The 2,568-nt window shown below is 75.9% G+C and carries 2 protein-coding genes and 1 pseudogene; 2 read left to right on the top strand and 1 reads right to left on the bottom strand.

The window, feature by feature from the left end:
• A partial coding sequence (locus tag G3I42_RS17505) for a hypothetical protein (protein WP_164287047.1) occupies positions 1-1,028 on the bottom strand: 1,028 nt, incomplete at its 3' end.
• Positions 1,029-1,272: 244 nt separating this feature from the next.
• Between G3I42_RS17505 and G3I42_RS17500 the strand changes: the two genes are divergently transcribed.
• Both G3I42_RS17500 and G3I42_RS17495 read left to right on the top strand, forming a co-directional pair.
• Entirely contained in the window at positions 1,273-2,112 is an 840-nt protein-coding gene (locus G3I42_RS17500) for a Nif3-like dinuclear metal center hexameric protein (RefSeq protein ID WP_164287045.1), read from the top strand.
• Positions 2,109-2,568 (top strand): annotated as a pseudogene (locus G3I42_RS17495) (hypothetical protein); the annotation flags it as partial. The gene G3I42_RS17500 and the pseudogene G3I42_RS17495, both read left to right, overlap by 4 nt.

Raw genomic sequence — 2,568 nt, 5'->3', positions numbered from 1 at the left:
CACGTGACCCTCGCGAGCCCGCAGGGGCCCGCCCCCTCCGCGTACGGCAGCCGCAGCACGCCGTCGCGCGTCCACAGGCCGCCGCCCGTGAGCCAGCCGCGCGGCGCGGGGAGCTGGTGGAGGCGGCGGCCCACCGGGCGCCACACGCCGATCCAGCTGCCGCCCACCGGGCCGTCCACGCGGAAGGCGACCGCGCTGTGTTCGGGCAGCAGGTCCTGCCCCGGCTGCACGGCGAAGGGCGTGAGACGGGCCTCGGACAGGTGCAGGCACTCGGGGAAGCGCACGGGCAGCGCGCTGCCGAGCACCCCCCAGCCGAGCCGGTCCTGCCCCGGCGCGTCGGAGCGGACGAGGAGCAGCCCGCTGTCCACGTCGGCGCTCAGCAGCCGGTCGTCGCTGCCCTCGGCGATCTGGAGCAGCGGCGAGACCTCGCCCGCGCGTTCGAGGTCGACGGCGACGGCCTTCGTCACGCCGTCCTCGCCCGTACGGTCCACGGCGAGCATCCGCGCCTCGCGGTCCAGCCACACGCCGCCCGCGCACCTCCCCGGGATCTCCGCGAGGTGCTCGGGCCCGAAGGCGCCGCCCGCGACGAGCCACACGGCCGTCGAGTGCAGCCCCGGGGCGAGCGCGTACACGCGCCCCGGCACGGGGCTCGGCGGGAGCAGCCGCAGCGGCCCCGGCGAACCGTCGGCGCGTACGTGCTCGACGGCGCCGAGCGGCAGTTCGCCCGTCTCCGGTCCGCTCGGGTACAGCAGGGAGAAGTAGTGCATGGGGCCTTCCGGCCGGTGCACGAGGACCCGGCCGTCCGGCAGGGGCTGCGCCTCGGTGCCCGGCGGCTCGGGGCGCGCCACGGGCAGCGGTACGGCGAAGGGCTCCGGCCCGCCGAGCGTCCACCGCTCCACGTGCCGCCCCGCCGTTCCGCCCGCGTCGGGCCCGCCGGGGGGCACGGTCCGCGCGGCGTACGAACCGTCCGCCGCCACCACGAATCCGGGACCCTCACCCTGCGGCCACGCGGTCTCACTGACCGTCATCGCTGCGTCACCTCCGGCGACGAAGCTAGTTTTCGCGCGCCCTCACGGCAGCCCAGGACCCCCGACTTCACCCCAACGGGTGGCGAACCGGCGAATCGCCAGACATCCGGGACACCTTGTGCTCACTCCGTGCTCCCGCCGCTCCTCCCCGTACCGTCCCGGGGCTACCCCGCCGTACCGTCCCGCGGGTACCCCGTCGTACCGCCCCGGAGGAACCCCGCCCGCTCCCGGTAACCTTGCCCCCGTGCCCCGCCTCTCCGAAGTCACCGCCGCCCTCGACGCCCTCTGGCCCGCGCACCGCGCCGAGTCCTGGGACGCCGTCGGCACCGTCGTCGGGGACCCGGAAGCGCGGGTGAGCCGCGTCCTGTTCGCCGTGGACCCCGTCCACGAGATCGCCGAGGAGGCGATCCGCCTCGGCGCCGACCTCCTCGTCACGCACCACCCCCTCTACCTGCGCGGCACCACGACCGTCTCGGCGGCGACCTTCAAGGGCCGCGTCGTGCACGACCTCATCAAGCACGACATCGCCCTGCACGTCGCGCACACCAACGCCGACAGCGCCGACCCCGGCGTCAGCGACGCCCTCGCCGGCGCGCTCGGCCTGCGCGTCCTCGGCCCGCTCGTGCCCGACACCACCGACCCCGAGGGCCGCCGCGGCCTCGGCCGCGTCTGCGAGCCCACCCGCCCGCTGACCCTCGGCGCCCTCGCGGAAGCCGCCGCGCGCGCCCTCCCGGCGACCGCGCAGGGCATCCGCCTCGCGGGCGACGCCGAGGCGCCGGTGCGCAAGGTGGTCGTGAGCGGCGGCGCGGGCGACAGCCTCTTCGACGCCGTACGGGCCACGGGCGCGGACGCCTTCCTCACCGCCGACCTGCGCCACCACCCGGCCTCCGAGGCCACCGGGCACAGCCCGCTCGGCCTCATCGACGCCGCCCACTGGGCCACCGAGTGGCCCTGGTGCGAGCAGGCCGCCGCACAGCTCGACGAGATCTCCGACCGCCACGGCTGGGAGCTGCGGGTGCACGTCTCGAAGACGGTCACCGACCCCTGGTCCGCACACTTCGATTCCACAGGAGCCCCCAACTGAACGCCGCACCCGCAGACCAGGTCCGCCTGCTCGACCTCCAGGCCCTCGACACCCGTCTCGGCCAGCTCGCCCACCGCAAGGAGTCGCTGCCCGAGCACGCCGAACTGACCGGGCTCGGCAAGGACGCCACCGGGCTGCGCGACCTGCTCGTGGCCGCCCGCACCGAGGAGGGCGACACCGCCCGCGAGCAGACCAAGGCCGAGCAGGACGTCGACCAGGTCCGCACCCGTACGACCCGCGACCAGCAGCGCCTGGACTCGGGCACGGTCACCTCGCCGAAGGACCTGGAGAACCTCCAGCGCGAGATCGCCTCGCTCGCCAAGCGCCAGGGCGATCTGGAGGACGTGGTCCTGGAGATCATGGAGCGGCGCGAGTCGGCGCAGTCCCGGGTCACCGAGCTGACCGAGCGCCTCGCCTCCGTCGAGACCCGTGTCGCCGAGGTCACCGAGCGCCGCG

The organism is Streptomyces sp. SID11385 (assembly GCF_010548245.1).
GTDB lineage: Bacteria > Actinomycetota > Actinomycetes > Streptomycetales > Streptomycetaceae > Streptomyces.
This window is presented reverse-complemented; position numbering and strand designations above follow the sequence as displayed.